Source organism: Cellulosimicrobium sp. GQ32, assembly GCF_059758455.1.
Map to the genome: position 1 here is coordinate 63,424 of NZ_JCAXEP010000003.1, position 26,975 is coordinate 90,398.

The following is a 26,975-nucleotide window of genomic DNA, read 5'->3' on the forward strand; positions in this document are numbered from 1 at the left end:
GCGGTCCGGCGCCTCAGGCGACGACGACCGCGTCGTCCTCGACGGCCACGACGACGGCCCCTCGGGCCCCCGCCGCGGCGACCGCCCCACGCCAGTCCCCCGCGTCGTCGAGCACGACGCGCAGGCGCTCACCGGTCCCCGGCTCTCCGGCCGGGGCGCGCACGGGGTCGGGTCGGTCGAAGAACTCCCCCACCGGGGCGTTCGACTCGAGCGCCGCGACGAGCTGCTCGAGGTCACGCACCACGACACGCAGCGCGGACGCCACCCAGGCGGCGTTGTCGGTGACCATCGCCTCGGTCCGCCGCGGGTCCGTGCGCCCCACCCGCGTCGCGTCGCGGAAGCTGCCCGCGGCGAGCCCGCGCGCGACGTCGCGCACCGGGGCGTCCGCGACGACGCCGAGGAGCTCGGTGGCGAGCACGTGCGGGACGTGGCTGACGAGCGCCGTCGACTCGTCGTGGACGTCGTCGGTGAGGACGTGCACCGTCCCGCCGAGCGGCCCGGTCACGAGCCGCAGCACCGTGACGAACGCCTCGCGGCGCGTCGCCCCGTCGACCGTGACCGCCCACCGGGCGCCGTCGAGCATCCCCGGGTCGGACGCCTCGAACCCCGAGTGCTCGGTGCCGGCCATGGGGTGCGCCCCGACGTAGCGTGCGTCGAGACCCGCCGAGAGGACGGCGTCGCGCACCGCGCCCTTCACGCTCCCGACGTCGGTGACGACGGTCGCGCCGCGCACGTGCCGCGCGACCTCCGTCGCGACCGCCCGCATCGCCCGCAGCGGGACCGCGAGCACGAGGACGTCGGGCTCCGCCGCGCACACGTCGGCCACGTCGCCGACGACCCGGAGGCCCGCGGCGCGGGCCGCGGCGCGCGTGGTGGCCGTCGTGTCGTGGGCGGTCACGTCGATGCCCTGCTCGTGCAGGAGCCGCGCGACCGAGCCGCCGACCAGCCCGAGCCCGACGACCCCGACCCGCAGCCCGGCGCCCGCCGCCGACGCGGCGTCGACCGTCACCACAGCAGCCCCGCCGCCAGCGCGGCCGGGTCCGACGAGGCGTCCACGCTGCCCACCGGGACGTGCGCGACGTCGACGTCGGCGTGCACCGACTCGTCCAGCTCGCCGCGCGCGGGCACGACCCCGAGCGTCTTGAGCGAGTCCCCCGCCCGGACCAGGTCGTCGAGCACGGCGCGGACCGGCGCGTCCCACGGGGCGCCGTCGACGGTCAGGACGAACACGTACGTGCCGGCCACCGCCTTGAGCGGTCGCGTGATGAGGCTCGACAGGTTGACGCCGCGCTCGCCGAACGACCGGGTGATCCGGGCGAGCACGCCCGGCCCCGTGACGACCGGTGTCACCGCGAGCATGGTGCGCCACGGACGGTCCCCGCGCGTGCGCGCGTCCTCCAGCGTCGCGGACGCCTCCGTCCGCGGGGCGAGCACGAGGAAGCGCGTCCGGGCGCCGGCGAAGTCCTCGACCGCGCGCTCGAACGTCTCCAGCCCGTAGAGCTCGCCGCAGATCGTCGGCCCGAGCGCGACCTGGTGCGGCCCGGCGTCCCGGCACGCCGCCGCGTTCGACGACGCAGCGAGCGGGGCGAGGCCCGTCCGGCGGACGAACTCCTGGCACTGCGCGAGGCCGTGCGGGTGGGCGGTGACCTCCGTCAGCTCCGCGTGGCCGGGCCGTACGAACGCGTCGAACGAGATGTCGAGCACGACCTCGTCGACCGCGACGACCGTCGCGCTCCCGACGATCGCGTCGAGCGACGGCACCACGTAGCCCTCGACCGTGTTCTCGATCGCGACGACGCCGCGCGCGAGCTCTCCGGTGGCGACCCCGGCGAACACGTCCGCCACCGTCGTGCGCGCGGCGAGGCCGGTGGACCGGTCGGCCTGGCCGTCCGCGTGGTCGGCGCACCACACGGCGGCCGCCTGGTGGGTGAACGACCCCTCCGGGCCGAGGTAGCCGACGACGCTCACGCGCGCACGGGGTCCGGCGCCGACGCCCAGCGCGGCGCGAGCGCGTCCGGCCCGGGCACGAACTCCTGCCCGGGCAGGACTGCCAGCAGGCGGTGCGCGACGCCCCGCTCCGCGAAGCCTGCGAGGAGACCGTCGAGCGTCTCCGCGTCGGGGCAGGAGAATGCGCAGAAGAAGATGTGGGGCCCGGCCTGGGAGCGGTGGCTGCGCAGGTGCTGGAGGTCGATGCCGGCCTGGGCGACGAGCGCGAGCGTCTCCTGGAGCGAGCCGCGGTGGTCGTCCCGCGGCCCGAACGCGAGCCAGACCTGGGCGACGCCCTCGGCCCGCGGCACGGCGCCCCGGCTCTCCAGGAGGCCGTACCAGACGGGCGCGCCGTCGCCGAGGACCTCGCTCCCGGCGAGCTCCGCGTACCCGAGCGCGGCGAGCGGTCCCGCGGCGACGGAGCGCTCGACGACGAGGCTGCCGTCGGGGCCGGCGAGCGCGATGCGCTCCTCCAGGCTCGTCCGCGTCGGGACGAGGGACGGGCTCACGCCCATCGTCCGCAGCACGTGGCGGCGGTCGCGCATGCCCGCCTCGTCCACGACGACGTGCCCCGTCAGGTCCCGCGCGGCGCCCGAGCGCCCGACCCAGACCCATTGCGCCGGGACGGCCGACGCCCCTGTGAGCACGAGGGAGGGCGGCGCGGCGAGCAGCGCCCGCTCCAGCTCGTGCGACGGCTGCGCCGGGTGCCCCAGGTGCACGACGGCGGACAGCCCGTCGATGCTCGCGACGGTCGACAGCGTGGCGGTCGTCGACCCGAGGTCGAGCAGCGCGTCCGCCTCGGCGGGGTCGCCCTCGACCCAGCCGGCCGCCGTGGCCGCGAGCAGCGCCTGCGCGCCCGACTCCCGTTCGCTCCGTCCGAGCATGGGACCTCCGTGTGTGTGGTGGACCGGGGCGTCTACTCGCAGACGACCGCGTTGTCCGGCTTGTACGTCCACCGGTAGGACTCGTCCTTGACGAGCTCTCCCTCGCGGTAGACCTTGCGGTAGTTCGTGATGGAGAAGCCCGGGCTGCCCGCGGGCGTGGGAGCGCAGTCGGCCCCCGAGTGCGTGACCGTCGTCGGCTGGACCACGTTCGACTTGCCGCTCGACGACGTCTCCACGTCGTAGTACTTCGTGCTCCAGATCGCGACGTGCAGCTCGCCGCCGCCCACCCAGGACTGCATGAGGACGCCGTACGGGGTGTCGTTCTTGAACTTCATGTCGATCGACCCGACGAAGATCGTCGCCTCGCGCCCCGCGGGGTAACGCTCGAACCAGTAGCTGTGCGGCCGGTGCTCGACGTCCTCGAGCCCGGCGAAGAAGCCCGCGTTGTACGTGGTCGTCGCCATCTGCGACAGACCGCCGCCGACACCCTCCGTGTGCCGCCCGCTCTCGACGATGCCCGCCGCGAAGTAGCCGCCCTCGAGCGTGATGGGCGACAGCGTGTCGACGAGCGAGAACGTCTCGCCCGGCTTCACGAGGGTCCCCGTCACCTTCTCCGCGCCGCGGCGCAGGTTCGCGGTGCGGACCGGGACGTTCGGCACCGGGGTCGAGAACTCCGAGACCTTCTCCTTGATCCCGAGCGCCTCGAGCGCCGCGACCGACTGCTCGGGGTCCGACTCGACGAGCTCGACCGTCGCGGTCCGCTCGTCGCCGGACGCCGCCGTCGTGACGGCCGCCGCGATGGCTGCCGGGTCGATCGTCGTCCCGGGCTCCCCGCCCTCGATCACCGGGGCCCCGTCCTGGAAGACGAAGTGCGCGTCGTCCGCGGCGGTGAGCAGGTCGTTCGTCCGGTCGACCACGGAGTCCACGAGCGTCGCCCCGTCGAAGGTGAGCGTGAGCACGCCGTCCGTCGCCGGGAACGACGCGGCGGCGGCGAGGGCCTCCGGCGGGAGCTCGGCGTTCTGGCCCCCGACCGACACGACGACGGGCGCGGACACGACCTTCTCCGCCTGCGCGAGCCCGGCGTCCGTCTCCTCCTGCGTGATCGCCGGCTCCACAGGCTCGGTCGGGAGCGTCACCGGCCCGTCCGTGACGAGCCAGCTCTCCGTGATGACCGCCGGGACCTCGTCCGTCACCAGCGCCGAGCCGTCGGCGGCCGGGGTGCTCGTCGGGGCGCCGTCCACGAACTGGACCGTGCCGTCGACGGGAGCGATCTCGAGGCTCCCGCGCAGCGCCTCGACCTGGGCGTCGAGCGCCGCGTCGTCGACCGCCACCACCGGGGCCTCGTCCTCACCGCCGAAGAGGTGCTGCCACAGGCGGGCCGGGCTCATCGAGAAGGCCGTGAGCTCCTCGGCGGTGGCCGCGGCGTCGAAGGTCAGGCCCGCGGCCGCCGGGTCGAGCGTCGTGCTCGCCTCGCCCGCCGTGAGCGCGACCGGCTCGGCCGCACGCGGCCCGAGCTCGGCCTCGAGCGTGTCCTGCGCCGCCGTCCGGGTCAGGCCGCCGACGTCCACGCCGGCGACGCTCGTCCCGCTCGGGACCTTGTCCGAGTAGAACCACTGCGCGCCGGTGTACAGGCCGCCGAGGACGAGCACCCCGACGCCGGTCCAGAGCAGGCCGCGCACCCAGCCGCGGCGCGGAGCCTCCTCCTCGAAGCCCTCGAAGGGCGAGGTCTCGCGGGAGTCGTCGGGCGGGACCGGGCCGAACGCGCTCCCCAGGCCTGCCGTCGGCGCGACCGCCGGGGTCGCCGTCGGGTCCCCAGCAGCCTCCGACCCGACCGGGGCGGTCGGCCGGACCGACGTCCGGACGACAGGGGCCGGGCGCGACCACGGGTCGACGGGCGGGATCACCTGCGTGGCGTCCGCCGGCGTCGGCGGGGCCGGCTCCGCGGCACCCGGCGCGGCCTCGGTCGCGGGCACCACCGGCACGACCGCCGTCTGCTCGACGTCAGGCTCCTGCGCCACGGGCACCGCTGCGGCCACCCTGTCGGGGGCGACGGCGCCCGGCTCCGCAGGGTCCTGCTCTGCAGCGGGGGCGGCCGCGTGCTCGGCGCCCGGGTCGCCCGTCGCCGCGGCGGGCTGCGCCTCGGGAGCGGGCGGCGGGACGAGCACGGCCGGCACGCTGGGGTCGAACGCGAAGACCCGCGGGACGTACGGCTCGTCCTCGTCGTCGTCCTGCGCCGCAGGCGCCCCGTCGCCGTCCACCCCCGTCGACGACTCGGGCGCCGGTACGGGTTCCGGTCCGGGGACGTCGGCCTGCCCCTCTGCCGTCACCGCCGCGTCGGCGGGCGGGGTCGCCTCAGGAGCGCCGTCGCCGGCCGGGTCGCCCTCGGGTTCTGCAGCCACGACGGCGACGTCCTCGTCAGCCGCGGGCGTCTCGGCCGCGGCTCGCTCCGCGACCTCGGGCACGTCCGTGGCCGAGGGCGGGCTTGGTTCGGCGGGCTCCGGCAAGGCCTCGTCGGCGACGTCCCCGGGGGACTCCTCGGTCGCGACGCGCGGCTCCTCGACCTGGTCGGCAGTGGTCTCCACCGTCGCGCCCTGGTCGGCCGCCGTCACCGGCTCCGCGGAGTCCTCGTCCTGACCGACCGATGCCGCGGGCTCCTCGGGCACGTCGTCCGGCTCCGCCACCACGGGAGCCTCATCCTTCTCGCTCGGCGCCGCGTCCTCGACCGGCGCCGCGTCCTCGTCCGTCTCGTCGGGGCGGACCGCGTCGGCCTCGGCCCCCGCGGCGTCGTCGTCGGTCGCGGGTACCTCGGCGCAGGCCTCGTCGGTGGGCACCGGCTCCGACGCCCGAGCGGGCTCCTGACCGGGCACAGCGGGCTCGGGCACCTGACCGGGCGCAACGCCCTGCGGGGAGTCGAGTTCGGCGTCTCGGTCGGTCGGCTGACCCATCCACTGTCTCCGTGACGAAAGGCGCGCGATCGAGCGCGCGACGACGAGGGGTGTGCGGGGATCCGCACCGCGAATTCTAGCGGGACGCGAGGGGGTCCTCGGGTCCGTCGTGCCTGGTGGGACGGCCGTGGAGCGCCGACCGAACGGGTCGGTCGCTGAACCACGAGCGCGGCAGGAACGCGACCGCCGCGACGACGAGCAGGCCCCCGTAGATCCAGACGTACCCCACCGGCTCGCTGGGCACGAGGACGTCACCGCCGGGGCCCTCGAGCGAGAGCAGCTGGACCACGACGACCCACCCGATGCCGTAGCCGAGCAGGCCGGCCATGCCGCCCCAGGCGCGGGCGAGGGTGCCGGCGGCGAAGACGGTCAGCAGCGCGAGCACGATGCCCAGCCCGACGTCTCCTGGTAGGTCGACGCCGAGCAGGTGCGCCCGGTGCGCGACGGTACCGACGAGCCCGACGATCACACCGACGAGCGCGCACGCCACCCCGCGGCCGACGAGCCGCCCCATACCGGTCTCCACGGGCCCCAGGCTAGCGCGTGGACCAGGGCCGGACCTGGTCGCCCGGGAGAGCGCCGCCGGAGGGAGCGTAGAACTCGTGTGAAGGGACGGGGGCCAGCACGTCGTTGCTGAGCGCGTACCAGCCCAGCAGGCCGACGGGGTCCTCCCCCGCGCCCGACGCCGCTGCGCCGACCGCGGCGGTCACGCGCTGGACCTGCGTCGCGTGCGCCCGCATCGCGGCAAGAAGCTCGTCGAGGACGGGCGCCACCGGAACGGTCACGAGCGGAGGCAGCGAGGCCTCGGGGCGCGCGACCGGCGGCAGGTCGTCGTCCGGGTCGGGCAGGACGAGGTCGGCGTCGGCCGCGAGGAGCGCCCGGACCGCGGGGTGCACGGCCAGGGCTCGTCGCGCGGCGCGCACCGCGCTCTCGGGGGCCACGGTGAGCCAGAGCGCGGGCACGGGCTCGCCCGCGTCCTCGAGCAGCTGCAGCGCCCGGACGGTCACGTCGTGCGCACGCACGTGGTCGGGGTGCCCGTAGCCGCCCCCGGGCTCGTACGTCGCGACGACGGCAGGACGGCGGTCGCGCACGACGGCGGCCAGCCGCGCGGCCGCCTCGTCGAGCGCGACGCCGACGAACGCCCGCGGCGGGAGGTCCTCCGCGGCGCTCGCGACGCCCGGCGCGACCCAGGCCATCCCGGAGTCCTCGAACCGAGGCGGGGCCGCGGCGTCGGGCACCGCGCTCGCCGCGGGGAGCGCGACCGTGTCGAGGAAGACGTGGTCCGCGACGCCGAGGGCGGCGAGCGCGCGGGCGAGCTCACCCTCGCGGTGCGCGGCGAGGGCGGGGCCGTCGCCCTCGAGGTGACCGACGCCGGTCGGGTGCGCGGGCGTGTCGATCACCTCGCCCCGCTCGCCGCGGGTGCACGTCACCACGGTGACGCGCTGCCCGGAGCGCGCCCACGTCGCGAGGAGCGCACCCGTGGCGAGCGTCTCGTCGTCCGGGTGGGCGTGCACGGCCAGCAGGCCGCCGTCGGGCTCGACGGCGGCCTGCCGGAAGGACGGGACGGTCACCCGTGAGGCGACGTCAGGCGCGCTTGGCGCGCGAGACCGCGCGGGCGCGCTCGGTCTGGTCGAGCAGCACCTTGCGGATGCGCACGACCTCGGGCGTGACCTCGACGCACTCGTCCTCGCGCGCGAACTCGAGCGACTCCTCGAGCGTGAGGTGGCGCGGGGGGATGAGGTTCTCGAAGTTGTCGGCCGTCGAGGACCGCATGTTCGTGAGCTTCTTCTCCTTGGTGATGTTCACGTCCATGTCCTCGTTGCGCGAGTTCTCGCCGACGATCATGCCCTCGTAGACCTCCTGGGTGGGGTCGACGAAGAACGAGCCGCGCTCCTGGAGGTTGATCATGGCGAACGGCGTCACCTTGCCGGCGCGGTCGGCCACGAGCGAGCCCGTCGTGCGGGTCTCGATGTGCCCTGCCCACGGCTCGTAGCCCTCGGAGATCGAGGCCGCGATGCCCGTGCCGCGCGTCTCCGTGAGGAAGCGCGTGCGGAAGCCGATGAGCCCGCGCGCCGGGACCATGAACTCCATGCGGATCCAGCCGGTGCCGTGGTTGGACATGGTCTCCATGCGGCCCTTGCGCTGCGCGAGGAGCTGCGTGACGTTCCCGAGGTACTCCTCGGGGACGTCGATGGTCATGCGCTCCATCGGCTCGTGCGTCTTGCCGTCGATCGTGCGCGTGACGACCTGCGGCTTGCCGACCGTGAGCTCGAAGCCCTCGCGGCGCATCTGCTCGACGAGGATCGCGAGCGCGAGCTCGCCACGGCCCTGGACCTCCCAGGCGTCGGGGCGCTCGGTCGGGAGCACGCGCAGCGAGACGTTGCCGACGAGCTCGGAGTCGAGACGGTCCTTGACCTGGCGCGCCGTGACCTTGTGGCCCTTGCCGCCCTTGCCCGCGAGCGGCGACGTGTTGATCCCGATGGTCATGGAGATCGCCGGGTCGTCGACGGTGATGAGCGGGAGCGGCCGCGGGTCCTCGGGGTCGGTGAGCGTCTCGCCGATCGTGATGTCCGCGATGCCCGCGACGGCGACGATGTCGCCGGGCGCGGCCGACTCCGTGGGGACGCGGTCGAGCGCCTTGGTCTCGAGGAGCTCGGTGATCTTCACGTTCTGGAGCGTGCCGTCGTGCCGGGCCCACGCGACGACCTGGCCCTTGCGGAGCTCGCCGTTGAAGATGCGCAGCAGCGCGAGGCGGCCGAGGAACGGCGACGCGTCGAGGTTCGTGACGTGCGCCTGGAGCGGCGCGCCCTCGTCGTACGTCGGCGCGGGGATCTTCTCGAGGATGGTCGTGAAGAGCGGCTCGAGGTCCTCGTTCGAGGGGAGCTGGCCGTCCACGGGCTGGTCGAGCGACGCGCGCCCGGCCTTGGCCGACGCGTAGACGACGGGGACGTCCAGGATGGCGTCGAGGTCGAGGTCGGGCACCTCGTCCGCGAGGTCGGAGGCGAGGCCGAGCAGCAGGTCCGTGGCCTCGGCGACGACCTCGGTGATGCGCGAGTCCGGACGGTCGACCTTGTTGACGACGATGATGACCGGGAGCTTCGCGGCGAGCGCCTTGCGCAGCACGAACCGGGTCTGCGGGAGCGGGCCCTCGCTCGCGTCGACGAGCAGGACGACGCCGTCGACCATCGACAGGCCGCGCTCGACCTCGCCGCCGAAGTCGGCGTGGCCGGGGGTGTCGATCACGTTGATCGTGATGCCGTCGGGCTCCCCCACCGCGGCGGCGGCCGGGCCGGCGTAACGGACCGCGGTGTTCTTCGCGAGGATGGTGATGCCCTTCTCGCGCTCGAGGTCACCGGAGTCCATGACGCGGTCGTCCACGTGCTGGTGCGCCGAGAAGGCGCCGGACTGGCGCAGCATCGCGTCGACGAGCGTGGTCTTGCCGTGGTCGACGTGGGCGACGATCGCCACGTTGCGCAGGTCGGAGCGCACAGACATCTACGGTTCTCATTTCGTGGGGTTCGAGGGGCGACGACGGCCGGCCACCTCTGCGCGCACGGCGCGGGAGCAGCCCGCCGCGGCATCACGGAGCACGGGCCGTCACCCGGGCACGGCTATCCTACCGGGTCGCGCTTCCCGCCACCATGACCCGCGTCACTCCCCCGCCGCGCTCGCCGCGCCCGGTCTCCGCGCCGATCCCGCCGCGGCGCCGACGGCGTCACGGCGGCGAGCCCTTGCGCGGGCGCCGACCCAGCGTGCGCCACCGGTCCGGGCGGTCCGGGTAGAGCTCCTCCCACTGCTCCGAGATGCTCTCCGACACGCGGGTCGTCACGTGCTCCGTCAGCGCCGTGCGCGCCGCCCTGCGCTCCGCGCGCAGGATCGCGGCGTGCTCCGCACGCAGGGCGCGGACGGTGGAGACCGCCATCCCGATCATGACGACGGAGAACGGCAGCGCGATGAGGATCGCCGCGGTCTGGAGCGCCTGGAGCCCGCCGGCGAGCAGGAGCGCGATCGCGAGCAGCCCCGAGACGCCCGCCCAGAAGATGCGGCTCCACGTGGGCGGGTTCGGGTTGCCCCCGCTCGCGAGCATGTCCACCACGAGCGATCCGGAGTCCGACGACGTCACGAAGAACACGACGATCAGCAGGATCCCCACGACCGAGAGGACGTTCCCGAGCGGCAGGCCGTCGAAGAGCTGGAACAGCGTCGTGTCGGTGTCGACCGCGCCGTCGACGAGCATGCTCCCCGGCTCGGTCAGCTCGCGGTAGAGGGCCGACCCGCCGAAGACCGAGAACCACAGGGTCGTGACGATCGTCGGGACGAGCAGGGTCCCGAGGACGAACTCGCGCACCGTGCGCCCACGCGAGATCCGGGCGATGAAGACACCCACGAACGGCGCCCAGGAGATCCACCAGCCCCAGTAGAAGATCGTCCACGACGACTGCCACTCGAGCCCGGCCTCGCCCTGGAAAGCGGTCGTGTCGAACGACAGCCGGACGATGTTCTGGACGTAGTAGCCGAGGGACTGGACCCACTCGCGCAGGAGGAAGAGGGTCGGCCCCAGGGCCAGCACGAGGACCAGGACGACCCCGGCCAGGATCATGTTGCCGTTGGACAGCCACTTGATCCCCTTGCCCAGCCCTGACACGACCGAGATCGTCGCGAGCGCGGAGATCGCCGCGATGAGCCCGATCTCTAGGGCCGTGCTCGGCTGCACCACGTCGAGGTACCCGAGGCCGGCGGCGATCTGGAGGACGCCGAAGCCGAGCGACGTCGCCACCCCGAACACCGTGCCGATGATCGCGACGACGTCGATGACGTCACCGAGCCGACCCTTCACCCGGTCGCCGAACAGCGGCTCGAGCGCCCAGCGGATCGACACCGGCCTGCCCTTGCGATGGATCGCGTACGCGAGCGCGAGGCCCGCGACGACGTAGATCGCCCACGCGTGGACGCCCCAGTGGAGGTAGCTCTGCCCCATGGCGGCCTGGGCGAGCGCCGGGTCGCTCCCCTCGACGCCCGGCTTGGGGCTCACGTAGTGCGACAGCGGCTCCGCCACGCCCCAGTACACGAGCCCGATCCCCATGCCCGTCGCGAAGAGCATCGCGAACCACACGGGGAGCCGGAACAAGGGCTCGTCCTCGTCCTTGCCGAGCACGATGTCGCCGAATCGGCTCAGGCCCATCCACAGCGAGAAGACGACGAACCCCGCCACGACGATCACGTAGTACCAGCCGAAGACGCCGATGACGTCGCGCTGGAGCGTGTCCATGAGCGCCGTCACCGTGTCGGTGAAGAGGATGGTCGCGAGCACGAAGAGCAGGATGATCCCGGCCGCCGGGTAGAAGACCCGAGGGTCGGGTCTCCCGGTGCGCGGGCTGTCGAGGTCGTCGGCCGCCGTGGCTCCGCGGGCGGGAGAGCCCACGTCGGAGGGCTCAGGGGGCGTCTCGTGCTCCGGCGCGCTCATGGGCTCAAGGCTTGTCGCGCGCGGTCCCCCCGGCAACCGGAACGCCTCGGGGGCGGCTGCGTGCGCAGCCGCCCCCGAGGCGTCGTCCGGTCCCGCACGTCGGTGCGGGGGTGCGGTCAGAACCCGGCGCCCGCGGTGGGCGGCGCGCTCCGCTCGTGGTCGATGTCGTCGCGCTGCTCCGCGAGCGAGCGCTCCTCGTCCACGAGCGACGACAGCTCGTCGTTCGCGATGTCGCGCGCCGCCGCCTCGAGCAGCGCGTCGCGCGCGGCACGGCGCTCGCGCTGCGCCGCCGGGTCCGGCACCGGCACCGCGGCGAGGAGCCGCTGCGTGTACGGGTGCTGGGGAGCGTGCACGATCTGCGACGTCGCGCCCACCTCGACCAGCTTGCCCTTGTGCATCACGGCGATGCGGTCGGACAGCATCTCGACGACCGCGAGGTCGTGCGAGATGAAGAGGCACGCGAAGCCGTGCTCGCGCTGGAGGTCCGTGAAGAGGTCCAGGACCTTGGCCTGCACGGACACGTCGAGCGCCGACGTCGGCTCGTCCGCCACGAGCAGCTTGGGCTCGAGCGAGAGCGCACGGGCGATGCCGACGCGCTGGCGCTGACCGCCCGAGAGCTCGTGCGGGTAGCGGTTGCGCATCGCGCGCGGCAGCTCGACCTGGTCGAGCAGGCGCTCGACCTCACGGCTGAGCTCCTTGCCCTTCACGCCCTTGTGCAGCATGAGCGGCTCACCGATGGACTCACCGATCGGCAGGCGCGGGTTGAGCGACGACCCCGGGTCCTGGAACACGATGCCGACCTCGGTGCGCAGCGGCTTGAGGTCCTTGGACGTGGCGCCCACCATGTTCCTGCCGACGATCTCGAGCGACCCCCCGGTGACCGGGAGGAGGCCGACGGCCGCACGACCGATCGTCGTCTTGCCCGATCCCGACTCGCCGACGAGCCCGAGGACCTCGCCCTGGCGGATCTGCATCGACACCTCGTCGACCGCACGGAAGGCGGCCTGGCGGCGTCGGCCGGGGTACTCGATGACCATGTCCTGCGCGTCGAGCACGAGCGGGCGCTCCTGCGCCCCGGCTGCCGGGACGCGGTCCGTCGCCGTGGTCGCCTCACGCGCGGAGCCCAGGTGCGGCACCGCCTCGAGGAGACGCACCGTGTACGGGTGCTTCGGCGCGCCGAAGATCTCGGCCGACGTGCCGCGCTCGACGACCTGGCCGTCCTTCATGACCATGATCGAGTCGGCCATGTCCGCCACCACGCCCATGTCGTGCGTGATGAGGATGATCGCCGCGTCGACCCGGTACCGCAGGTCGCGCAGGAGCTTGAGGATCTCGGCCTGGACCGTGACGTCGAGCGCCGTGGTCGGCTCGTCCGCGACGAGGAGCTTGGGGTCGCACGCGAGGGCCTGGGCGATCATGGCGCGCTGGCGCTGGCCGCCGGAGAGCTGGTGCGGGTACGCGTCGAAGCGCCGCTCCGGCTCCGGGATCTCGACGAGGCGCAGGAGCTCGATCGCGCGCTTCTTCGCGTCGGCGGGGCCGACGTTGAAGTGCGTCCGGATGGTCTCGACGATCTGGAAGCCCACCGTGTACACGGGGTTCAGCGCCGTCATCGGCTCCTGGAAGATCATGGAGATCTCCTTGCCGCGGACGTGCCGCAGCGAGCCGTGCGACATGCCGATGAGCTCGCGGTCGCCGAGCTTGGCGGAGCCGCGCGCGCGACCGTTCGGCGGGAGCAGGCCCAGCAGCGCGAGCGACGACTGGGACTTGCCCGAGCCGGACTCGCCGACGATCGCGAGGACCTCACCGGAGTGGAGGTCGTAGCTCACGTCCGTGGCCGCGGGGTACCAGGCCTTGTCGACGTAGAAGTCCACGCCGAGGTTGCGCACGGTCAGCACGGGGCTGCCCTGGCGCGCGGCCGGGGCCGCGGGAGACGTCTCGATGGCCACGCTGATCAGTGTCCTTCCTGCTGGAGCCGGCGCTCGTGGCGCCTCGACTCTGCGAGCATGGGCGCATGGGTCCCACGCTGGTCTTCCGTTCGACGTACGGCCGAGTCCTCACGCTGGCGACGGGCGCCGTCGCCGTCGCCCTGGTCGTGGTCACGGCCGTGACGGGGGACGTCGTCGCGGTCCTGGGGGCTCTGCTCCCCGCCGCGCTCGTGACGTACCTCGTCTGGATGCTGTTCTGGCGTCCCGCCGTGGAGGTGTCCGACGGCGGGATCGAGGTCCGCAACGTCGCCCGCACGGTCCACGTGCCGTGGACCGTGTACGAGGGCGTCGAGACCCGGTACTCGCTCGAGGTGCGCTACCAGGGCGGCACGGTGACCGCCTGGGCGGCACCCCGGTCGAGCGGATCGGCTCGCTGGCTGCGCAGCTCCCGCAGGAACCCCGTGGACCGCGAGCGCGTGGTGACCGGCGCGAACGCCGAGGCCGTCGCCGAGGCCGTCACGCAGCGGCACGGCCTGCTCGCGGCCGCCGGCCACCTCGACCGTGCGGTGCCGGGGGCTCCCGGTGCCCGCACTACGTGGCACGTCGTGCAGCTCGCCGTGCTGGGCGCGCTCGTCGTGGGGACGGTCGTGGCGCTCACCGCCTGACCTCGTCGGCGCGCCGCGCCGCCCGAGAGGTCCACGACCTCCCGGGCGGGCGGCGACGACGGCGGTCATCAGCTCGCCCCGGCCTCACCGGTCGCGCCCGGCGCGGCGGCGGCCGTGGGACGCGCGACGCGCTGAGCGCGCGCCATCTTGCGCTCCGACGGGATCCGCTTCTGGCGCGGGTCGAACGCGTCACGCAGACCGTCGCCGATGAAGTTGACGCACAGCGCGATCGCGACGATGAACAGACCCGGCCACCAGAACAGCCACGGTCGCGTCGCGAACGCCTCCTGGTAGTCGCTGATCAGCTTGCCGAGCGAGGTCGCCGGCGCCTGGATGCCGACGCCGAGGTAGCTCAGCGCCGTCTCGAGCAGGATCGCCGAGCTCATGAGCAGCGTGACGTTGACGATGATCACGCCCACCGCGTTGGGCAGCATGTGCTTGAAGATGATCCGCCGGTCGCTCGCGCCCGCGACGCGGGCGGCGTCGACGAACTCCCGCTCGCGCAGCGAGAGGAACTCGCCGCGCACGAGGCGCGCGAGCGGCGGCCACAGGACGAGCCCGAGGAACGCACCCAGGATGAGCGCGTTGCTGCCGCCCGACAGGAGCGCGAGCACCGCGCCGATGACGATGACCGGCATCGTGATGACGAGGTCCGTGAAGCGCATGAGCCACGAGTCGACGCGACCGCGGTAGTACCCGGACAGCGCGCCGAAGAGGACGCCGGCCACCGTCGCGATGACGCCGACCGAGAGGACCACGAGGAGCGAGGTCTGCGTGCCCTGCATGACGCGCGCGAACACGTCGCGGCCGGCCTCGTCCTGACCGAAGACGTGCTCGGGCGAGGGCGCTCCCCCGTTGACGAGCGGGTACGTGGAGCCCTGACCGGACGCCTTGTAGGCGTACCACCCGTCCCAGCCGCCGATCCCGATGGACGTGATCGCGAGCGCGACGATGCCCACGAGGAAGACGAGCGCGACGACCGCGCCCTTGTGGTGGAAGAAGCGCCGTCGGACGATCTGCCCCTGGGACAGTCCTTCGACCTCGAGGAGCTCGATCTGGTTCTCGGTCGCGCCGCTCTGCGACGCGTCGTTCGGTGTGTTGCTCATGCGTTCACCCGGATCCGCGGGTCGAGGGCTGCGTAGATGAGGTCAGCCACGATGTTGGCGATGATGGCGAGGGCCGCGACGATGACGAGGTACGCCATGACCGGGTCGATCTCGCCTCGTTGCAGCGAGTTGAGGAAGAGCAGGCCCATGCCTGGTCGGGCGAAGACCTTCTCGGTGATGATCGCGCCGCCCAGGAGGGTGATGACGTCGATGGGGACGATCGTCGCGAGCGGGATCAGCGTGTTGCGGAAGCCGTGGCGCATGACGACGGTCCGCTCCGGCAGGCCCTTGGCGCGCGCCGTGCGGATGTAGTCCTGGCTCATCACCTCGAGCATGCTGGCGCGCGAGTAGCGCGTGTAGCCGGCGAACTGGATGAGCACGAGCGCGATGGTCGGCAGGAGCAGGTGCGTGTACTGGTCGAGGACCTGCACCCAGAAGTTCCCGCCGAGGTTCGGCGTGCTGTTGCCGATCGTCGGGATGGGCCGGCCGTTGATCGCCGTCGCGTTGAAGTACGCGGGCCAGACGCCCATGACCTTGTCGACGAAGATCATCGACGCCACGAGGAACGCCGTGATGCCGGAGGCACGCGCGGACACGCCCTTGTCCGGGCCGCCCCACGCGTACCCGATCCCGATGCCCACGCCGACGGCGACGACCCCCAGGACGAGCACGAGCCACCAGTTGTCCACCTGCTTGAGGACGGACTGGATGGGGAAGTAGATGACGACGCCGACCAGGACCGTGGTCAGGGACGCGTAGAGCGCGCGGCGGTTCTTCAGCCCGGACACGAGGGCGGTGATCGCGAACGCGAGGGCCGTGCCCGTGACGATGATGATGACCGGTCCGAGGTTCGGCTCGGCCCACCACCCGGAGAGCTGGAGGTAGAGCAGCGCGAGCGCGCTGGCGGCGAAGCCCATCGCGAACACGGTGAGCCGGCGCCTGAGCGTCCCGCCGAAGGCGAGCGACCAGAACAGGCCGATCACGACGCCGATCACGGCGATCACGAGGATCGAGAGGTTCGGGTCCCGGAGGAAGTCGTTGAAGCCGATCGCGCCCCACTGCTTGAGCAGGACGGCGACCCAGAAGGCCGGGAGCGAGTAGAGCACGAACGAGACGAAGATCGTCAGGTAGTCGAACGTGCTGTACTGCCGCAGCGCGCTGACGATGCCGACCATGACGCCGAACACGACGGCGAGGACGGTCGCCGCGGCGACGAGCTGGATGGTCGAGATCACCGCGCCCTGGAGAAGCGTCGTGACGGACTGGCCACTCTGCCAGGCCGTCCCGAGGTCACCGGTGACGAAGTTGCCGAGCCACTTGAAGTAGCGGATCACCGAGGGCGTGTCGAGGTCGAGCTCGGCGGTGCGCTGGGCGATGAGCTGCGCCTTGTTGGGCTTCGTGCTCGACTCGAGATCCATGAAGATGTACGGCCGGATCGCGGCGTCGACGAGCAGGAACATCGCGAACGTGGACACGAGGAGGGTCGCCAACCCTGCCAGCACACGCCGCGAGATGAAGGAGAACATCGGAGGTCTTACCTCGCTGGTCGGTAGGGACCCCGGGTCTGGGGCCGGTCGATTCTACGCGCGGGTCTCGCGCGATCGTGAACCGAGGGGCACGGGACGCCGTGGTGAGGACGTCGGGGTTCGGGAGCACGCGAGGACCGGGGGTCCCGACGGCGGGCCGTCGGAGACCCCCGGTCTCCTGCGTCCGGACAGGCCCGCCGCCGTCCTCGCGGACGGCGACGGGCCTCGTCAGGCGGTGTTCAGGACTCTCAGCCCTCGAACGTCCAGTTCCAGAAACCGTGGAAGATCGTCGGGCTGATCGTGATCGACTCGACGCCCTTCAGGTTCTCGTCCCAGCCCTGGATGGCCGGGAACTGGAAGATCGTCACACCGAAGCCGTCCGCCCACAGGTTCTTCTCGACCTCGAGCTGGAGCTGGAACTGCTCCTCGGGGTCGGTCGAGACCTGGAGCTTGTCCAGCGCGGCGTCGACGGCCGGGTTGTTGTACTGGCCGTAGTTGTTGACGCCGGGGTTCGGCGTCCAGCGGAAGTTCGCGTCCGACTCGGTGACCGCGGTCGACGTGGACTGCCAGCCGAAGAGCGAGGCGTCGTACTGGTCCTGGCCGGTGGCGAGCAGGGTGCCCCACTCGGCGGCCGGACGGCCCGTGTCGACGATCTCGAAGCCGGCCTGCGACGCGGTGTCCGTGATGAGCGCGAGCTCGTTCACGCGGCGCGTGTTCTCGTTGTTGTACGCGAAGCGCACCTTGACCGGCGTGGCGACCCCGGCGTCGGCGAGCAGCTGCTTCGCCTTCTCGATGTTCTCGGCGGCCTTCGACGGGTCGTAGAAGTCCGAGCCGTTCTCGGCGACCATCTGGTCGTAGTTCGGCGAGCCCGGGATGAGGATGTTCGAGTTGCGCACCTCGGCGTCCGGGTTGAGCGGCTTGATGAGGTTGTCGACGATCGTCTGGCGCGGGATCGTCAGCAGGAACGCCTGGCGGACGGCCTTGGCCTTCTCCGCGTCGCCGCCGTAGGTCTGCGGGTCGAACGGACCCTTGTTCTGGAAGACCAGGTCGACGTGCTCGTACGTGCCCTCGATGCCCGAGTGGGTCTCGACGCCGTCGAGCGCCTCGAGCGCGGTGCGGACGTCGGCCGAGGCCTGCGGGCCGATGAGGTCGACCTCACCGTTCTCGAGCGCCTGGACCTGGGCCATCGGGTCGTCGATGTAGCGGACCGTGATGGTGTCGACCGAGCCCTTGTTCTTGCCCTTGAAGTCAGGGTTCGCCTTCAGGGTGAGGTACTGGTTCTCCTTGTAGTCCTCGAGCGTGTAGGCACCGTTCGAGACGTACAGCGAGGGGTCCTCGGGGAGCGAGGTGAACTGGAAGCCCTCGTTCCAGAACTTCGAGATCTTCGACAGCGCGGCGGTGTCGTTGTTGAGGATCGCGTCGCGGACGGCGGCCTTGGCCTCCTCCGCGTCCTCGATGCCGAGCGCCTTCTGGCCGACGACGTGGGCGGGGACGAACTCGTTCGTCCAGCTCAGCTCCCAGTCACCGAACGGCTTGTCGTAGACGACCGTGATGGACTTGTTGTCCTCGGAGATCTCGGGGTTCTGCGAGATCAGGGCGATACCCGGGTCCGAGCCGTCGAAGTAGACACCAGCGTCCACCTCGGCCTGGTTCGTGACCTCGCCGGTCTCCGGGTCCGTCTCGGCCTCGACCGTGTTGAACTTGCCGGACTGGCCGGCCCAGTCGAGCAGCAGCTCCGTCGCGTCGACCGGCGTGCCGTCCGACCACTTGGTGTCGTCACCGAACGTGTACTTGACGGTCAGCGGGTCGTCCGAGACCTTCTCGTACGTACCGAACGACTCGTCCTGGACGAGGTTCAGGTCGGCGTCGTAGTAGCTGAAGCCGGAGTTCAGCACGTAGTTGATGATCGCGTTCTGCGTCGCGTTGCCGTTCGACGAGCTGAGGTTGAGCTCGTTGAGGGGGGCCTCCCACGCGACCGTGACGGCCGACTCGGTGTTGATACCCGCGTCGTCGGTCTCGGTGTCGCCGTCACCCGACGTGCCGCTGCACGCCGAGAACAGCAGTGCTCCGGTGACCGTCACCGCGAGGGCGGCACTCGTGCGCCTGATCTTCAATGTTCCTCCTCCAAGGGATGGTGGGCGCGGACGGACGGGCGTCGTTCGCCCCCCGGCCGCCCCGTCGCCCGCGCGTCCGGTTGGTGTCGGCGCGCGTGGACGGGTATGCCCACCACGGTTTGAGGCAACGCTACCCAGCAAGTTGCGTGGCTTCTCCCCCTTGCCCGGTTGCTGCGGTCGATCGTTACCGAGTTGATACTGGCCGGTACGGGTGCGTTTCCACCTCGCGACGGCAGCGAAACACGCGCGAAACGCCGCTGCCCCGACACGACGGCGCCCGCCGCATCTCACGATGCGGCGGGCGCCGTGGCCCGTGACCTGGACTCAGACGTTGAAGCGGAACTCCACGACGTCACCGTCGGCCATGACGTAGTCCTTGCCCTCGACGCGCGCCTTGCCCGCGGCGCGCGCGGCCGCGACGGACCCCGTCGCGACGAGGTCCTCGAAGGAGACGACCTCGGCCTTGATGAAGCCACGCTCGAAGTCGGTGTGGATGACCCCCGCGGCCTGCGGCGCGGTCCAGCCCTTGCGGATGGTCCAGGCGCGCGCCTCCTTGGGACCCGCGGTGAGGTAGGTCTGGAGCCCGAGGGTGTCGAACCCGACGCGCGCGAGCTGGTCCAGCCCGGCCTCGTCCTGCCCCGACTCGGCGAGCATCTCCTTCGCCTCGTCCGGCTCGAGCTCGACGAGCTCGGACTCGAACTTCGCGTCGAGGAAGATCGCCTGGGCCGGCGCGACGAGCGCGCGCAGGCGGTCCTGCATGCCGTCGTCCGCGAGTCCTGCGTCGTCGGTGTTGAAGACGTAGATGAAGGGCTTGGCCGTGAGGAGCTGGAGGCTCGCGACGTCGGCGAGGTCGAGCCCGGCTGCGGCGGCGCCCTGGAAGAGCGTCGTGCCGGCCTCGAGGATCGCCTGCGCCTTCTGGGCGGCGTCGAGGAGCGCTGCGTCGCCCTTCTTGATCTTCACCTCCTTCTCGAGGCGAGGGACCGTCTTCTCGAGCGTCTGGAGGTCGGCGAGGATCAGCTCGGTGCTGATGGTCTCGATGTCTCCCTCGGCGTCCGTCGAGCCCTCGACGCGGACGACGTCCGGGTCGGCGAACGCGCGCGTCACCTGGCAGATCGCGTCGGCCTCGCGGATGTTCGCGAGGAACTTGTTGCCGAGCCCCTCCCCCTCGCTCGCGCCCTTGACGATCCCGGCGATGTCGACGAACGACACGGTCGCGGGCAGGATGCGCTGGCTGCCGAAGATCTCGGCCAGCTTGTCGAGCCGCGGGTCGGGGAGCGAGACGACGCCGACGTTCGGGTCGATCGTCGCGAACGGGTAGTTCGCGGCGAGGACCTGGTTGCGCGTCAGGGCGTTGAACAGGGTGGACTTGCCGACGTTGGGCAGGCCGACGATGCCGATAGTGAGTGCCACGTCGCCCGAGTCTACGGGCCGGGGCCGCGGTGCGCGGACCCCGGCCCGGGGCTCAGGCCGCGGACATCACCTTCTGGAGCAGCTCGGGCGCGCGCCGGTCGTACGCGCGGGCGCCCCAGCGGACGCCGAGGAGCAGGACGACGACCCCGACCGCGACACCGACGACGAGCGTCACCCAGCCCACGACCGGCACGTCGGCCAGGATCGCGACGAGACCAGGCACGAGGAACGGGAGCGACAGCGCGAGGACGAGCAGCATCGCGACCGACTGCGCGACGAGCGTCGCCATCGCGGCGCCCTGCGGCTGCTTGAACGGGCTGTCGCCGGGCTTGGGCACCGGGTACAGCAGCCGCGCCGACGTCGCGCTCGAGACACCGGTCGCGACCAGGAGCGTGCCGACGGTCAGGCCGACCAGCGCGGGCAGCGCGTCCCAGCGTCCCGCCACGGCGACGGAGACCACCGCGAACAGGAGCGACACCGCACCCCCGGCGACGAGCACCGGGAGGGCGCGGCCCCACCGGTCCGCACGGCCGGACACCCCCGTCGACACGTGCAGCGCGAACGCCGTGTGGTCGTACGCGATGTCGGCCGAGATCGAGAAGCCGAGGATCCACGCGGTGAACGGCGCGAGCGCGAGGAAGATCTCAGAGCCCGAACCGCCGCCCACCACGAGCAGCACGACCGGGATGAGCGGGACGACGGCGATCGACCCCGAGTATCGCGGGTCGCGGAGCCAGTAGGTCGCGGTGCGCGCCGCGACCGCCCCGGTCGGCGTCGCGGGGAACCGCGAGAAGAAGCCCAGCCCCTTGGCCCGTCCCCCGGAACCCGCCGCGGGCGGGGTCACGAGCGCGCGGGCGAGCGCCTTGTCCCACACGACCCACGCCAGCGCGAGGGTGGCCAGCGCGACGACGAGCCGCGCGAGCGCGAGGCCCCACGCGCCGTCGTGCACCGCGGCGCCCAGGCCCCAGGGGGCGCCGAACGGGGTCCAGGCCGCGATCTCGGCGAGTCGCGACACCATGCCCCGCACCGCGTCGCCGTCCACCGGTCCTTCGCCGAGCTGCGAGCCGACCCACGCGAAGGCCGGGCCGACGAGGACGAGCGGCACGAACGCGGCGATGGTCACGACCTCGCGGTAGCGGCGCGACTCGAGCAGCGGGGCCAGCGCCGTCGTCGCGGCCCGCGAGCCGACGACGCACAGCGCCACCGCGAGGACGGCGCCGACGAGCGCGGCGAGCACCGCGAGGGGCGTGCGCCACCAGGCGAAGGAGACACCGAGCGCGGCCGCCGCCGTCACGATCCCGGGGATCGACACGACGCCCGCGACGGCGAGCCCGGCGAGGAGCCGGCGCTGCGGGATGCCGAACAGGACGAAGCGCTGCGGGTCCAGGGTGGCGTCGACGCCGAACGCGAAGAGCGGGATCACCCACCACCCGAGGACGGCGAGCGCCCCGACGAGGATCATGATCGACCCCGCGAGCGCGGGGTCGTCCGTGCCGAGGACCACCATCCCGACGACCAGCATCCCGACGACGAACAGCCCGTAGAGCGCCCCGACGAGGAACCCGATGGTCTGCCACACGCTCCGTCGGAACGTGTTGCCCATCAGGGTGAGCTTGAGCCTTACGAACTGCGCAACCACGCCAGGCCCTCCGTGCTCTGCCGACCCCCGACGAGGTCGACGAAACGGTCCTCCAGGCTCTGGTCGCCGCGCACCGCGTCGACCGTGCCCGCCGCGAGGACGTGCCCGCCCGCGACGACGGCGACGTGGTCGCACATGCGCTGGACCAGGTCCATGACGTGCGACGAGACGACGACCGTCCCACCGCTCGCCACGTAGCCCGCGAGGATGTCGCGGATGTTGGCGGCCGAGACCGGGTCGACGGCCTCGAACGGCTCGTCGAGGACGAGCGTCCGCGGGGCGTGGATGAGCGCGGTCGCGAGCGCGATCTTCTTGGTCATGCCCGCGGAGTAGTCGACGACGAACGTGTTCGCGTCCTTGGCGAGGTCGAGCGCCGCGAGCAGCTCTGCCGTGCGCTCGGCCACGGTGTCCCGGTCCATGCCGCGCAGCAGGCCCGCGTACGTGACGAGCTGCGCGCCGGTCAGCCGGTCGAACAGCCGGACGCCGTCGGGCAGGACGCCGAGCTGCTGCTTCCCCGCGACGGGGTCGGCCCAGAGGTCGGTGCCGTGCACGTGCGCGGAGCCCGCGTCGGGGCGCAGCAGCCCGGTCGCCATGGACAGCGTCGTCGTCTTGCCCGCGCCGTTGGGCCCGACGAGCCCGTAGAACGAGCCCGCAGGGACGTCCAGGTCGATGCCGGCGACGGCGATCTTCTCGCCGAACCGCTTCCACAGACCGCGCAGCGAGAGCGCGGCAGCGGGGTCGGGCGGCGTCGGGAGGCCGGGCGGCGTGCCGGGGAGCGGCTCTGGTGCGGCGCCGTGCGCCAGGCCTGGTGCGGGGGCGCTGGCCGGCGCGACGGGTGGTACGGGGGTGGGATCGACCATGCGGCCAACGTAGCCGAGGCCTCCGACCTCGGCCGGTGCCTTTTGTCACGACCTGTCCACGAGGGCGCGCGCGACGTGTCGGGAGCCGTCGTGTCGGTCCCCCGTGGGAAGGTGCCGCCATGGACACCTCGGGATGGTTGCTCTTCGCGGTCGGCCTCGTGCTGGGGCTCGTCGGCGGTGCCGCGCTCGTCCTCACCGTGCGGCGCGCCTCGCCCGACGCCGCCGCGGCGGAGGTCCGCCGGCTCACCCAGCTCCTGGGGCAGGCGCAGCAGGAGGCGGCGCGCGGCGCCGGTCTGGCCGAGCGGCTGGAGGCCGAGCGCGAGGGCTTCGTGCGCCAGCTCGGCGCGGCGCAGCGCAGCGCTGACGAGCGCCTCGACCTCGCGCGGGCGACGCACGAGCAGCAGCTCGCCGAGCTGCGGGCGGCGGCCGAGCGCCGCGTCGAGGAGGTCCAGGGCGACCACCGCCGGCTCGAGGCGCAGTTCGAGGCGCTCTCGCGCAAGGTGCTGGCCGCGGGCACCGAGCAGTTCCTCGTCCAGGCGGAGGAGCGCCTGCGCCGCAGCCAGGAGCAGGGCGCGGCCGAGCTCGAGCGCCGCGAGGAGGCCGTGCGGCACCTCGTGGAACCTCTCGCGGGCGCTCTCGAGAAGGTGCGGGCCGAGGTCGCCGAGGCCGAGCGCGCGCGGCTCGCGGCGCACGGCAGCCTCGCCGAGCAGGTGCGCGGGGTCCGCGACGCGTCGGAGCTGCTGCGCGCCGAGACCTCGCAGCTCGTCACCGCGCTGCGGTCCTCGCAGGTGCGCGGGGCGTGGGGCGAGCTCCAGCTCCGCCGCGTGGTCGAGGCGGCCGGGATGCTCCCCCACGTCGACTTCGTGGAGCAGGACCAGGTCGCCACGGACGACGGCGCGCTGCGCCCCGACATGGTGGTGCGGCTCGCCGGAGGCAAGCAGGTCGTCGTCGACGCCAAGGTCGCGTTCCTCGGCTACCTCGACGCGCAGGGCGCGACCGACCCCGCCGTGCGCGCCGACCGGCTCGCCGCGCACGCCCGCCACATGCGCAAGCACGTCGACGACCTCGGCGCCAAGCGGTACTGGGACCAGTTCGGGCCCGCGCCCGAGTTCGTCGTCATGTTCGTCCCGGCGGAGTCGTTCCTCTCGGCCGCCGTCGAGCAGGACCCGTCGCTGCTCGAGCACGCCGTCGCCAAGAACGTCGTCATCGCGACGCCCATGACCATGGTCGCCATGCTGCGGACCATCGCGTACGCGTGGCGACAGGACGCCCTGGCCACGAACGCGCAGCAGGTGCTCACGCTCGGCAAGGAGCTGCACGGCCGCCTCGCGGTCATGGGCTCGCACCTGGCCAAGCTCGGACGCCAGCTCCAGAGCGCCGCGGACTCCTACAACCGGACGGTCGGCTCGCTCGAGACGCGCGTGCTCGTCAGCGCGCGCCGGTTCGCGGACCTGCACGTCGTGGACGACGACCTCACGACGCCGCCGACGGTGAACCCGCAGCTCAGCGCCGTGAGCGCGCCCGAGCTGCTCGCGTCCGTCAACGAGTCCGTGGTCGCGATCGACGAGCGCCCCGAGGACCGTGAGGACTCCCGTCGGGAGCCGTCGGCCGGCGGGGCGAGCGCCTGACCGCCCGCCCGGTGCCGGCGGCGGCGGGCGACCCCGACCGTCAGACGGGCTGGACGGAGAGCGAGGTGCGGCCCCCGCGGGTCGGACGACCGCCGTCGGACCCGGACGACTTGAGGTCCGCGCGCAGCTCGCGAGGCAGCGAGAACATGAGGTCCTCCGTCGCGGTGCGCACCTCCTCGACCTCGCCGAACCCCCGCTCCGCGAGGAAGGCGATCACGTCGTCCACGAGGATCTCGGGCACCGACGCGCCCGACGTCACCCCGACGGTCGTCGCGCCGTCGAGCCAGGCCGGGTCGATCTCTTTCGCGCGGTCGACCCGGTACGACGCCCCGGCACCCGCCTGGAGCGCGACCTCGACGAGGCGCACCGAGTTCGACGAGTTCGCCGAGCCGACGACGATGACGACGTCCGCGTCCGGCGCGAGCTTCTTCACCGCGACCTGGCGGTTCTGCGTCGCGTAGCAGATGTCGTCGCTCGGCGGGTCCTGGAGGGTCGGGAACTTCTCCCGCAGCCGGCGGACGGTCTCCATGGTCTCGTCGACGGAGAGCGTGGTCTGCGAGATCCACACGACCTTGTCGGGGTCGCGGACCACGACGTCGTCGACGTGGTCGGGCGAGTCGACGACCTGGACATGGTCGGGCGCCTCGCCCGCCGTGCCCTCGACCTCCTCGTGCCCCGTGTGACCGATGAGGAGGATGTCGTAGTCGTCCTTGGCGAAACGGACGGCCTCCTTGTGCACCTTGGTCACGAGCGGGCACGTCGCGTCGATCGTGTCGAGGTTGCGCGCCGCCGCGGCGGCCTTGACCGCGGGCGAGACGCCGTGCGCCGAGAACACGACGCGCGCGCCCTCCGGCACCTCGTCGGTCTCCTCGACGAACACCGCGCCGCGCTCGCTCAGCGTCTCGACGACGAACTTGTTGTGCACGATCTCCTTGCGCACGTACACCGGCGCGCCGTAGTGCTCGAGCGCCTTCTCGACCGCGACGACGGCCCGGTCCACGCCCGCGCAGTAGCCGCGCGGCGCGGCCAGCAGGACGCGCTTGCGGGGTGCCGCGTTCTGCAGGGCCGCCTCCGACGGGACGGCGGGGCGGTCGGACGGGTGCGCGGACGAGCCGGCGGGGAGGTCGCTCACGCCACCGAGTCTAGGCGAGCGCTCGCGCACCGACCCCGGTGAGGCGTGTCACCGCCGGCCGCGCCCGCGCTCCTCCCGCGCTCGTCACAGCACCGACGCCGCTGCTCCACCGTCCCTCCGCGACTCGCCCGCACGAGGGGCACGGACACCGGGACGGGAGACGGATCTCACCCGGGTGGGACGGCGCTCCGGGTCGCCGGACCTCCGACCGCCCCGGAGGATCGAGTGATGGCCGACGACCTCGACCCGACCGACCCCCAGACCCCTGACGCGTCCGACCACCGCGCGTCCGGGGGACCCGCAGATCCCGCCGAGCCGACGCGACGGCGCCGCGTGTGGCCGTGGCTCGTGCCCGCCGTCGCGGTCGTGGTGGCGGGGGCGCTCGTCCTCGCGGCGTCGCTGGAGCACGACCGGTGGGTCGGGTCCGTCGAGCGGTACCACGCCGACGTCGCGCAGGCCGAGCGCGACGCCGTGACCGCCCGCGCCCAGGCGGAGGCGGCCTACCTGCCCCGCCTCGCGACGCTCGCCGTGGCGGGGGTGGTCGGTGGCGCCGTGCTGGCGCAGAGCGAGGGCCAGGTCGAGGACCCCGCCGTGCGCGACCCGCTGGCGGCGGCGCTGCCGGAGGCCGCGACGCTCGTCGGCGCGCCCGTCGAGTACCCGGTCGAGGACCGCACGGTCGACGCGCTCACGCGCCCGAACCCTTTCTTCCCCCGCACCCTGCCGGAGCGCCGGTTCGAGGTCGTCACGGAATCCACGCCGTCGCCCGAGGCGCTCGACGACGCGACGGCGGCGGTCGTCGGGGCGACGCAGGACGTCGCGTCGGCGTGGCAGCAGTGGGTGTACGACGGGCTCGAGGACGCCGTCGAGGAGGGCCGCCCGGTGCTCACCGAGTCGGCGGGGCTCGTCTCCGACGAGGCGCACCGCACGTCGCTCGACGCCGCGCTCGCGGCCGCGGGCAGCACGCTGGAGGCCGGCGCGGGCGGTGCCCCCGTCGCCGAGACCGTGGCGCAGCGGGACGCCGTGCTCGACGCCACCGAGGCGGTGTGGAGCGACCGGCTGGCGCTGACGCTGCAACAGCGCCGCGAGCTGGGGCGCGCGCAGGGCGTGGACTGCACGGTCGACCGGTGCGTCGCGCTGACCTTCGACGACGGGCCGGGCGCGGACACCGAGCGCCTGCTGAAGACGCTCGCGCAGAAGCACGTCACCGCGACGTTCTTCCTCGTCGGGACCAACGTCGAGAAGCGCCCTGACGTGGTGCGGGACACCGCCGCCGCGGGCCACCTGCTCGCGAACCACACGTGGGACCACCCGCAGCTCACCACGCTCGACGACGACGAGGTGCGCGCCGAGCTCGAGCGCACGCAGGAGGCGATCACGAAGGCGTCCGGCGAGACGCCCACGTTCCTCCGGCCTCCGTACGGCGACGTCGATGAGCGCGTCCGGTCGGTGGCGACGCGCACGGGGCTCCAGGTGATCCTGTGGAACCTCGACACCCTCGACTGGAAGACCAAGGACGCCGCGGAGACCCGACGACGGGCCGTCGAGGGCGCCAGGCCGGGCAGCGTCGTCCTCATGCACGACATCCACACCACGACGGTCGACGCCGTGCCCGGCATCATCGACGACCTGCGCGCCGAGGGGTACACGCTCGTGACGGTCGACCTGCTCGCGCCGTGAGCGGTCGCCCGGCG

The 26,975-nt window shown here is 73.0% G+C and carries 19 protein-coding genes; 3 read left to right on the plus strand and 16 right to left on the minus strand.

Going from position 1 to position 26,975, the window contains the following annotated elements:
* Positions 1-13 precede the first annotated feature (13 nt).
* From AC6CH9_RS06470 to AC6CH9_RS06510, 9 genes are all read right to left on the minus strand, one after another.
* Positions 14-1,009, minus strand: coding sequence for a prephenate dehydrogenase (locus AC6CH9_RS06470; RefSeq protein ID WP_498154181.1), 996 nt, complete (start codon positions 1,007-1,009; stop codon positions 14-16).
* Entirely contained in the window at positions 1,006-1,968 is a 963-nt protein-coding gene (locus tag AC6CH9_RS06475; RefSeq protein WP_498154182.1) for a prephenate dehydratase, read from the minus strand. Before AC6CH9_RS06475 ends, AC6CH9_RS06470 begins: the two co-directional genes overlap by 4 nt.
* Complete coding sequence (locus AC6CH9_RS06480; RefSeq protein WP_498154183.1) at positions 1,965-2,870, minus strand: hypothetical protein; 906 nt, start codon at positions 2,868-2,870, stop codon at positions 1,965-1,967. Before AC6CH9_RS06480 ends, AC6CH9_RS06475 begins: the two co-directional genes overlap by 4 nt.
* Before the next feature lie 32 nt (positions 2,871-2,902).
* Positions 2,903-5,701: a VanW family protein gene (locus AC6CH9_RS06485; protein WP_498154184.1), complete on the minus strand. Its 2,799-nt coding sequence runs from the start codon at positions 5,699-5,701 to the stop codon at positions 2,903-2,905.
* 190 nt (positions 5,702-5,891) lie between these two features.
* Positions 5,892-6,341: a hypothetical protein gene (locus tag AC6CH9_RS06490; protein ID WP_498154185.1), complete on the minus strand. Its 450-nt coding sequence runs from the start codon at positions 6,339-6,341 to the stop codon at positions 5,892-5,894.
* Between the two features lie 10 nt (positions 6,342-6,351).
* Complete coding sequence (locus AC6CH9_RS06495; protein WP_498154186.1) at positions 6,352-7,386, minus strand: PIG-L family deacetylase; 1,035 nt, start codon at positions 7,384-7,386, stop codon at positions 6,352-6,354.
* A gap of 13 nt (positions 7,387-7,399) precedes the next feature.
* A complete protein-coding gene (typA, locus tag AC6CH9_RS06500) occupies positions 7,400-9,310 on the minus strand; it encodes a translational GTPase TypA (RefSeq protein ID WP_047232779.1) in 1,911 nt (636 codons plus the stop codon).
* A 220-nt stretch (positions 9,311-9,530) separates the two neighbouring features.
* Positions 9,531-11,279: a BCCT family transporter gene (locus tag AC6CH9_RS06505; RefSeq protein ID WP_498154187.1), complete on the minus strand. Its 1,749-nt coding sequence runs from the start codon at positions 11,277-11,279 to the stop codon at positions 9,531-9,533.
* Positions 11,280-11,395: 116 nt separating this feature from the next.
* Entirely contained in the window at positions 11,396-13,225 is a 1,830-nt protein-coding gene (locus AC6CH9_RS06510) for an ABC transporter ATP-binding protein (RefSeq protein ID WP_498154188.1), read from the minus strand.
* Between the two features lie 65 nt (positions 13,226-13,290).
* On the opposite strand from AC6CH9_RS06510, the gene AC6CH9_RS06515 reads away from it, so the two are divergent.
* Positions 13,291-13,869: a PH domain-containing protein gene (locus AC6CH9_RS06515; RefSeq protein ID WP_498154189.1), complete on the plus strand. Its 579-nt coding sequence runs from the start codon at positions 13,291-13,293 to the stop codon at positions 13,867-13,869.
* 68 nt (positions 13,870-13,937) lie between these two features.
* Here AC6CH9_RS06515 and AC6CH9_RS06520 read toward each other — a convergent pair whose 3' ends face one another.
* The 6 genes from AC6CH9_RS06520 to AC6CH9_RS06545 form a co-directional block, all read right to left on the minus strand.
* A complete protein-coding gene (locus AC6CH9_RS06520) occupies positions 13,938-14,975 on the minus strand; it encodes an ABC transporter permease (RefSeq protein ID WP_498154190.1) in 1,038 nt (345 codons plus the stop codon).
* Positions 14,972-16,501, minus strand: coding sequence for an ABC transporter permease (locus AC6CH9_RS06525; protein WP_498154191.1), 1,530 nt, complete (start codon positions 16,499-16,501; stop codon positions 14,972-14,974). The genes AC6CH9_RS06520 and AC6CH9_RS06525 overlap by 4 nt, the downstream gene beginning before the upstream one ends.
* 248 nt (positions 16,502-16,749) lie before the next feature.
* A complete protein-coding gene (locus AC6CH9_RS06530) occupies positions 16,750-18,615 on the minus strand; it encodes an ABC transporter family substrate-binding protein (RefSeq protein WP_498154192.1) in 1,866 nt (621 codons plus the stop codon).
* A gap of 324 nt (positions 18,616-18,939) precedes the next feature.
* Entirely contained in the window at positions 18,940-20,025 is a 1,086-nt protein-coding gene (gene ychF, locus AC6CH9_RS06535) for a redox-regulated ATPase YchF (protein ID WP_498154193.1), read from the minus strand.
* A gap of 52 nt (positions 20,026-20,077) precedes the next feature.
* Positions 20,078-21,664, minus strand: a complete 1,587-nt coding sequence (locus tag AC6CH9_RS06540) for a hypothetical protein (protein WP_498154194.1) — start codon at positions 21,662-21,664, stop codon at positions 20,078-20,080.
* Positions 21,646-22,524: an ABC transporter ATP-binding protein gene (locus AC6CH9_RS06545; RefSeq protein ID WP_498154195.1), complete on the minus strand. Its 879-nt coding sequence runs from the start codon at positions 22,522-22,524 to the stop codon at positions 21,646-21,648. Before AC6CH9_RS06545 ends, AC6CH9_RS06540 begins: the two co-directional genes overlap by 19 nt.
* A 119-nt stretch (positions 22,525-22,643) precedes the next feature.
* Between AC6CH9_RS06545 and AC6CH9_RS06550 the strand changes: the two genes are divergently transcribed.
* Positions 22,644-24,152, plus strand: a complete 1,509-nt coding sequence (locus AC6CH9_RS06550) for a DNA recombination protein RmuC (protein WP_237842156.1) — start codon at positions 22,644-22,646, stop codon at positions 24,150-24,152.
* Positions 24,153-24,192: 40 nt separating this feature from the next.
* Here the strand turns inward: AC6CH9_RS06550 and AC6CH9_RS06555 are convergent, their stop codons facing one another.
* The gene (locus tag AC6CH9_RS06555; RefSeq protein ID WP_498154429.1) at positions 24,193-25,215 is read right to left on the minus strand and encodes a 4-hydroxy-3-methylbut-2-enyl diphosphate reductase; all 1,023 of its coding nucleotides are present in this window, start codon (positions 25,213-25,215) and stop codon (positions 24,193-24,195) included.
* A gap of 297 nt (positions 25,216-25,512) precedes the next feature.
* On the opposite strand from AC6CH9_RS06555, the gene AC6CH9_RS06560 reads away from it, so the two are divergent.
* Positions 25,513-26,961, plus strand: coding sequence for a polysaccharide deacetylase family protein (locus AC6CH9_RS06560; RefSeq protein WP_498154196.1), 1,449 nt, complete (start codon positions 25,513-25,515; stop codon positions 26,959-26,961).
* Positions 26,962-26,975 lie beyond the last annotated feature (14 nt).

Bases quoted from the DNA above. Each gene is read 5' to 3' on its own strand.
- AC6CH9_RS06480 (WP_498154183.1), bottom strand. From the start codon at position 2,870: ATGCTCGGACGGAGCGAACGGGAGTCGGGCGCGCAGGCGCTGCTCGCG.
- typA (WP_047232779.1), bottom strand. From the start codon at position 9,310: ATGTCTGTGCGCTCCGACCTGCGCAACGTGGCGATCGTCGCCCACGTC.
- AC6CH9_RS06505 (WP_498154187.1), bottom strand. From the start codon at position 11,279: ATGAGCGCGCCGGAGCACGAGACGCCCCCTGAGCCCTCCGACGTGGGC.
- AC6CH9_RS06515 (WP_498154189.1), top strand. From the start codon at position 13,291: ATGGGTCCCACGCTGGTCTTCCGTTCGACGTACGGCCGAGTCCTCACG.
- AC6CH9_RS06520 (WP_498154190.1), bottom strand. From the start codon at position 14,975: ATGAGCAACACACCGAACGACGCGTCGCAGAGCGGCGCGACCGAGAAC.
- AC6CH9_RS06525 (WP_498154191.1), bottom strand. From the start codon at position 16,501: ATGTTCTCCTTCATCTCGCGGCGTGTGCTGGCAGGGTTGGCGACCCTC.
- AC6CH9_RS06545 (WP_498154195.1), bottom strand. From the start codon at position 22,524: ATGGTCGATCCCACCCCCGTACCACCCGTCGCGCCGGCCAGCGCCCCC.
- AC6CH9_RS06550 (WP_237842156.1), top strand. From the start codon at position 22,644: ATGGACACCTCGGGATGGTTGCTCTTCGCGGTCGGCCTCGTGCTGGGG.
- AC6CH9_RS06560 (WP_498154196.1), top strand. From the start codon at position 25,513: ATGGCCGACGACCTCGACCCGACCGACCCCCAGACCCCTGACGCGTCC.